Genomic DNA, 6967 nt, shown 5'->3' on the forward strand with positions numbered 1-6967 from the left:
GAAATCTCAGCCCGGATGCGTCACGCTAAAGAAACTCTTGGAGTCGCGGCCAGCGCAGTAATTCACGGTGAGCTGGATGCGGGAACGGGTGGTGTGATTGCGCTCGCCGCCAACGGGGAGGCGTCGCTTCCCTTCAACACGGCGGGAATGTACCGAGGTGTGATCGCCGCCGACGGCACTCTGACGACTGCGATCTACAAACGATAAACGCGTTTTGGTTTCCCAGACGGAGATCGTCGGGCTACGGGGCGTCGTGCCTCCGCCGCCTCGCTCCGCTCGGAATTTTACCGACGAGGGACGAGGAGGCGGCGCGAAGCGCCCCATAGGCGCACGTTTACCGTGCCAAAACTTTACGAATCCGCCCGATGGCCTCGGTGACGCGCTCGCCAGCCTTGTCACCGGCAATCGTGAGGCTCATGCGGACGTACTTATTGCCGTGCTCGCCGTAGCCGACACCGGGGATGACGAGCACTCCCGCTTCCTCTAAGAGCAGCTTGGAAAAGCTCATGGAGTCGTGACCCTCGGGGACGGGAATCCAGACAAAGAAGCCCGCCTTGGGGTAGGGCAGGTTCCAGCCCAGCGAGTTCAGCCCATCAATCAACAGCTTGCGGCGCGTGTCGTAGAGAGCAAGTGTCTCGGAGTTATCGGCGTTGAGCAGCGCCCACCCGGCGGCGCGGGAGATGGCGGAGAACTGCTTGGAGTCAATATTGCTCTTCATCTTGTTCAGGCTCGCAATCGCATCCGCATTGCCCACGGCGAACCCGATGCGCCAGCCGGTCATGTTGAAGGTCTTCGAGAGCGAGTGCGTCTCAATCGCGACATCTTTTGCACCCTCTGCTTGCAGAATGGACGGCGGGCGGTAGCCATCGTAGCCGACCTCGGCATAGGCGCAGTCGTTGCAGATCAGCAGGTCGTACTCTTTGGCAAAGCGCACGGCCTCCTCAAAGAACGAGAGGGGAGCCGTTGCTCCTGTGGGGTTGTGCGGGTAGTTCAGAAAGAGTAGCTTGGCCGCTTTTGCCGTCTCGCTGGGGATTGCGGTCAGATCAGGGATAAAGTTGTTTTCTGCGGTGAGGGGCATCAGATAGGGCACGCCGCCCGCCAGCAGGGTCTGCACCTTGGGCACTGTGTAGTTCGGGTCGGGGATCAGCGCGATATCGCCAGGGTTGATGTAGGCCCAGCAGAGATGCGCGAGCCCCTCTTTGGAGCCGATCAGCAGAATAATCTCGGATTTCGGATCCAGGGAGACGCCGTAGCGGTTCGAAAACCACTGGCAGGCAGCTACCGTCAGGCCCGGATCACCTTGGTCGGACTCATCGTAGCGGTGGGTCTCGGGGTCTTGGGCAAACTCGTAGAGCTTGTCAATAATCGGCTGCGGCGTCGGTTGATCGGGGTCACCGATACCAAAATCAATCAGATCCTTGCCTTCGGCGCGGGCCTTGGCCTTGAGGCGAGCAATCTCACCAAACAAATAGGGGGGAATTAAATCCAATCGGGAAGCACGTTGTGGCATACCAGGATTTTACCAGACCACTGAACTCTCCTGCATTTTTACCGACTATTGGAGTATGATAAACTGATAGAGGTCTTTGACCATCCTGGGGGCGATAGGAGTTGACAGGGTGCCGATGAGACAGGTGGCGAGCCGAGGCGCGGGTGGCCTCGTAAAAACCCGTAAAAAAAACAAACGCCAAGAAGAACAACTTCGCGGTTGCTAAGAACGCTGTGCGTTCCTTAGCGCTTGCTTAACTAGATTAAGCCATCGCGCTACTGACCTGTGAGGGGTGAGTAGTCCGGTGAAACTAAACCTCACTACCTATCGATGTAACGCATGCATCACCGGGGGAAATAAATCGTGCTAAGACCTAGCCCAGCCCGTCCGTAGGCGGGGCCGTCTGACAAATAAATTGCGGACTATGCTCGTAGAGGCTTGATCTTTGACCACTTTGGACTGGGGTTCGAGTCCCCACGCCTCCGTATATCTATCGGTATCTGTCAGTACATGCCGGAAATGGGAGACACCAGCGGATGATGCAGAGAAGATTAGGGGTTGTTTTTGCGGTCGGGTTGCTCAGCAGCAGCCTGCCTGCCCTCGCCCAGAGAGCGGACTCAGGGGCTCTCTGGGCGAGTCGGTTTGGGGGGAATGCACAAGTCGTTTTTGGGTCGTCGCCCTTGACGACCTCCAACCCCAATCGAATGCCGTATCGGGACTCTCGGGACAATGCAATCTGTATTGCCCCAGAGTCGCTGGTAAGCTTGGGGATTGTTGCTCGTGTTGAAGGCGGCAGTGTCAAGCTGATTGGGGCGGACAAGAACCTGATCGTGGTTGCGGCGCGGCAGGGGCCGTTTGAGCGTGCGGGAGGCGTCTTTGTGGACGCTGTCGAGGTGCTCAAGACAATGGGAATTGCCGCCCTCTCGTTTGAACCGTCCACTAATACGCTGATCTTGCGCTCAGTCTTGCGTGATGTGAGTCTCCAGGGCGATGCTCTCAAAGTAACCGCCGGGTTGCCCGTGACCCCCAGTGTCTCGATAGAGAGCCAGGGCTTGCGCGTGGTCGTTGATTTTCCCGGTGCTACGATTGGCGAGCTCCCGCGCCAGATTGGCGTGAGCTCCTCCAAAGTTCTCGCGGTTCGGACACTTCAAGCCGATGAAAACACCGCGCGACTCGTCATAGATCTCTCCGAGCCCGTTGCCTTTTCCTGGCGCGAGGGGAGAGCATCTCTGGTGGCGACCCTGGCACCTCCCGGTGCGCCTATTGCGACAGCCAGCACCAATGGCATGCTGTCCACAACGAAACCACCCACGCCTGCCATGAAGACGGCTAGGACCACTTTCTCGTCGTCTATGGTGCTCCGTGATATATCCACAAGCTCACTCGGGGACGACCGCCTGCGCTTCGCCCTCCAGACCACCCGAGTGCCCAATGTCCGGCCCTCGGTGCAGAAAGGCAAGCTCGTTCTCGATTTTGGCAATATCTACCTCGCCGACTCTGCAAAGTCCTCGGCAGCGACTCTGGCAGAGCTGAAGCACCCTCTGATCAAGTCCGCTCAGCTTGTTCCCGTCGGTGGCAACGCGGTTCGGCTGCTGGTGGAGCTGGCGAGCCAGGTGGGCTATACCATTCGCAATGCCAAAGGCGGCGGGCTGCTGGTTGACCTGCTCACGCCGCGCAAGACAGAAGGCCCTCTCGCGGGCCGAACGATTGTGGTTGACCCTGGCCACGGTGGCTCTAGTTCAACGGGAAACCGTGCAGACGATGGCATTCTGGAGAAGAACCTGACGCTGCCGATTGGACTCATGGTCGCCCAGAACCTAGAGGCAATGGGAGCAAATGTGATTCTCACCCGAGACTCGGACTTTGACCCTGGCCTAGAAGAGCGTGCCATTATTGCCAACCGAGCCAACGCCGATATCTTTGTCTCCGTGCACTTGAACGACGGACGGCCTAATCGTACGGTTCGTGGAATTGAAGTCTACTATCACCGTCAGGAAGAGACCAGCCGGGATTTGGCGCGTTTTATCGGGGCAAAGATCAAGGAAAATGTGGGGGATGCTCTCCCGCTTCGAGGGGGACGCTCCGATACGGTGAATGCGCCCGAAAAAGGTTACGCGATCCTGCGCTCGTCGCAGATGACCGGGGTTTTGGTTGAGCTAGGGTACATGAGCAATAGCGCCGACTATGCCTCGCTGAAAAATCCCGATGTCCAGCGACAAGCCGCTCAGGGCATCGCGGAAGGCATCGCGGACTACTTTGCCGCTAATCCCAGCTCGCTGACCAAGTATGTCAAACCACAAAAACCTCGTGATTTTGGTCTGCCACCGCTGCCTACGTTCCCGGATGACGAGACACCGGAAAATCCGGTAAAATAGTTTGTGACGAACCAGAAGCGTATTTTTTTAGCACTGTTTTCGATTCTCTTGGGAATGGGGCTAGGTGTTCTCGTGTTTTTTATGAGCCGGCCTAAGATGCCGTACGTGAGCCCCTACGTTCCGGGCTCGACGCCGCCACCGGATGCGCCCGGCCCGACGCCTCAGCCCATCATCACGATGCCAACCCCAACACCCGCAGGCGGAACTGAGCCAAAAGATCCCGGTGTCCCCAAGAAACCTACCGTCACTATCTATAAAATCGCCGATGGGCCAGATGGCCCGGTGCTCTTACCGGAGGCGATTGAAGCGAGTGGCGACGATCAGGCGCGGTTAGCGTTTGCGGTTGAGTCTATGGCCAAGGGAACAAACCCGCCTCTTCCCAAAGACACGCGTCTGCTACGCCTGAAAGTGACCGGCGACACCGCACTTCTGGACATGAGCAAAGAGCTTAAAGACAACTTCCCCGGCGGTGACCGTGCTGAACTGCTGCTGGTCAACGCTCTCGTGGGACTGGGAGGGCAGCTTCCCGGTGTGAAAAAAGTCCAGATCTTTGTGGCGGGGGAAGCAATCGAGAGCCTCGGTGGAATGCAGTCGCTGCTAGAGCCTTTCTCTGTTCCTCAAAAATAGATGCTGGGGGTTTTTGACTCAGGGGTTGGCGGTCTGACAGTCGTGCGGGAGATTCAGGCGCTCCTGCCATCTCTCTCTCTTTCCTACATCGGTGACTCGGTACACGCGCCGTATGGTTCTCGGAGTGCGGAGGAGATTTTTCGACTCTCGCTTGCCCAGTCCGAGTTTCTTCTGTGCGAAGGATGCACAGCGCTGGTAATTGCCTGCAATACAGCCACTGCCGCTGCTGCCAGTCGCCTTCGGGCACACTTTTCTCCTACCCCTATCATTGGGATGGAGCCCGCCGTTAAGCCCGCCGCCGCCGCGACAAAATCAGGGGTGATTGGGGTCTGCGCCACGGTAGGCACGCTCCAGAGTGCGAGGTTTGCCGCGCTGTTAGACCGCTTTGCCGGGGATGTTACCGTCCTGACACGCTCCTGTCCGGGCTGGGTGGAGGCTGTCGAAGCGGGCGACTTTGAAACACCAGAAACTCTAGCGCTCCTTCGTCATGAGATCGAGCCATTACTTGCCGCAGGAGCCGATACCTTGGTGCTGGGCTGTACCCACTTTCCCGCCTTGCGTCCACAGATTCAAGCACTTGTCGGGCCGGACATCACCCTGATTGACACGGGCGCTGCTGTCGCACGACGTGTGGCCGAGCTGGTGCCCGAAACGGGCGACGGAGTGCTCTCTCTGGCGACGACGGGAGAGGTTCATGCGTTTTCTCGGGCTGCACAGGCTATACTAGATCTGGAGCAGCTGCCGAGGGTGCAGCGGCTTCACTGGAAGGATGGAAGGTTAGAGAATGCCTAGAGTGGATGGTCGGGGGAACCTGGACCTGCGTGTGGTGAAGATCGAGCGTGGGTTCATGCCCAATGCCGAAGGATCGTGCTTGATCTCAATGGGGAACACACGGGTGATCTGCAGCGCAACCGTCGAGGAGCGCGTGCCGATGTGGATGAAGGGCCGTGGCGAGGGCTGGGTGACGGCGGAGTACGCGATGTTGCCGCGCTCCGGGAAAGACCGTAAGCCTCGTGAGGGAATCAAGCCCGATGGTCGCTCGATTGAGATTCAGCGCTTGATTGGCCGCAGCCTGCGCTCCGTTGTGGACATGAAGGCTCTTGGTGAGCGGATGATCACACTGGACTGCGACGTGCTCCAGGCCGATGGCGGCACGCGCTGCGCCAGTATCACGGGCTGCTATGTCGCCCTCGCCGAGGCACTACACAACCTGAAGCTAAAGAAATCCGCGCTGATAGACTCCGTCGCCGCCGTCTCTGTTGGGATCCAAGGGGGCGTTGAGCTGCTTGACCTCTGCTACGAAGAAGACTCCCGCGCCATGGTGGACATGGACATTGTTGCCACTGGCACGGGAAAGTACGTCGAAGTGCGTGGCACTGCCGAAGGTCGCCCGTATGACCGCAAACAGATGGATCGGCTCCTCGACACCGCCAATATCGGCTTGGAGACTCTCTTCCGCAAGCAAAAAGAAGCTCTCGACGGTATCGCTCTTTAGTCTACAAAGACAAACTCACTGGTGTTGAAGAGCAGGCGGCAGAGGTTCTCGAGGCCGTTTTTCTGGACATAAGCTACCGAGTCGGGGTACTCGGTAGCGCGGTGAGGCGCTTGGCAAAGCGCTCGGTGTCGTTGATCAGCCGCTTTAGAGCGAAGTCTTCTCTTTTGCCAGCCTCTCCACAAGCCCTGCATAGGATCTTGGATCAAGGCGACTAATGGGGGCACGGTAGAGTGCGCCATCGCGGGTGAAGAGCACAGTAGAGAGATCGGGAAGGAGGACAGGAGCGGGCCAGCCGTAGGGCGGTGGCTCATCTATGGCGGGGACAACATCAGTTGCTGTGTTTCCATTTGTTTCGGTCGTGATCAGCCCCCGTGCATAGCGTTTGTCCTGCCGTGGCTGCATCGCCTCCAGCCAGAGAGCAATGGTTGCGGCGCTTCGTCCCTCGGTTCCTACCAAACGGGAATGGTCACGTGTGAGGGTAAGTGGTAGAGACGGTGTGTTTCTTTTGTCAAGCTCTTCCAGAGAAACTAAATCTTCCGGCTTCTGGGTAAGTACTGTCACGTGGGCATTGCGAAGCCGGATGGAGTACCAGTTCGTCTGTGCCGGTGGCCCCTGAATCTTTTCTTCGCAGAGGAGATTCTGACCATCGTGGCTTAGTCCGATTGGCTTGGTATCCTGTCCTCCCGCTTCGGCGACGGCACTGAAGCTACCACTGGGACTGAGAAAGCAGAAGAGTCTCTTGTAGCCTGGCTCTCGGGTGCCCGTGAACAAAAACAGGTCGGTGCCGGGAAGTTGCTTTGCTCTGTACATATCCTTGGTTGGCAGAGACAGCCATCGCAGACGTGCACGCTCGGCGTCAATCAGGCCGTAGGTTATTGTAGAAGGAATGTAGGGATAGTCCTTCCCATCGTCAGGAATAATGTGTCTCGTGTCTAGACTGATCACTGCCCTTGGTATCTCCAAAAGCCATTCGAGGGAGCG

At 58.0% G+C, this 6967-nt stretch carries 7 protein-coding genes and 1 other RNA gene; 6 read left to right on the forward strand and 2 right to left on the reverse strand.

Annotation, left to right across the window (positions count from 1 at the left end; all coding sequences use genetic code 11):
• Positions 1-207, forward strand: a 207-nt coding sequence (locus RMO15_RS16610; RefSeq protein ID WP_309714565.1) for an isoaspartyl peptidase/L-asparaginase, incomplete at its 5' end; no start/stop codon positions are given.
• Between the two features lie 127 nt (positions 208-334).
• Here the strand turns inward: RMO15_RS16610 and RMO15_RS16615 are convergent.
• Positions 335-1510, reverse strand: a complete 1176-nt coding sequence (locus RMO15_RS16615; RefSeq protein WP_309714566.1) for an LL-diaminopimelate aminotransferase — start codon at positions 1508-1510, stop codon at positions 335-337.
• An 87-nt stretch (positions 1511-1597) separates the two neighbouring features.
• On the opposite strand from RMO15_RS16615, the gene ssrA reads away from it, so the two are divergent.
• From ssrA to rph, 5 genes are all read left to right on the forward strand, one after another.
• Positions 1598-1977, forward strand: a transfer-messenger RNA (tmRNA) gene (gene ssrA / locus RMO15_RS16620).
• A gap of 48 nt (positions 1978-2025) precedes the next feature.
• Complete coding sequence (locus tag RMO15_RS16625) at positions 2026-3864, forward strand: N-acetylmuramoyl-L-alanine amidase (RefSeq protein ID WP_309714567.1); 1839 nt, start codon at positions 2026-2028, stop codon at positions 3862-3864.
• A gap of 3 nt (positions 3865-3867) precedes the next feature.
• On the forward strand, positions 3868-4491 hold the full coding sequence (locus tag RMO15_RS16630) for a GerMN domain-containing protein (RefSeq protein ID WP_309714568.1): 624 nt from the start codon (positions 3868-3870) through the stop codon (positions 4489-4491).
• Positions 4492-5283, forward strand: a complete 792-nt coding sequence (gene murI, locus RMO15_RS16635; RefSeq protein ID WP_309714569.1) for a glutamate racemase — start codon at positions 4492-4494, stop codon at positions 5281-5283.
• Positions 5276-5986: a ribonuclease PH gene (gene rph, locus RMO15_RS16640; protein ID WP_309714570.1), complete on the forward strand. Its 711-nt coding sequence runs from the start codon at positions 5276-5278 to the stop codon at positions 5984-5986. Before murI ends, rph begins: the two co-directional genes overlap by 8 nt.
• 144 nt (positions 5987-6130) lie before the next feature.
• Here rph and RMO15_RS16645 read toward each other — a convergent pair.
• Positions 6131-6967 (reverse strand): hypothetical protein (locus RMO15_RS16645; RefSeq protein WP_309714571.1); only part of this gene is annotated, 837 nt, incomplete at its 5' end.

Origin of the sequence: Armatimonas sp., assembly GCF_031410135.1 — a bacterium.
Taxonomy (GTDB): Bacteria; Armatimonadota; Armatimonadia; order Armatimonadales; family Armatimonadaceae; genus Armatimonas.

What these genes read in the sequence shown, in the direction of transcription:
- RMO15_RS16615 (WP_309714566.1), bottom strand. Translation starts at nt 1,510, where the DNA reads ATGCCACAACGTGCTTCCCGATTGGATTTAATTCCCCCCTATTTGTTT.
- RMO15_RS16625 (WP_309714567.1), top strand. Translation starts at nt 2,026, where the DNA reads ATGATGCAGAGAAGATTAGGGGTTGTTTTTGCGGTCGGGTTGCTCAGC.
- murI (WP_309714569.1), top strand. Translation starts at nt 4,492, where the DNA reads ATGCTGGGGGTTTTTGACTCAGGGGTTGGCGGTCTGACAGTCGTGCGG.
- rph (WP_309714570.1), top strand. Translation starts at nt 5,276, where the DNA reads ATGCCTAGAGTGGATGGTCGGGGGAACCTGGACCTGCGTGTGGTGAAG.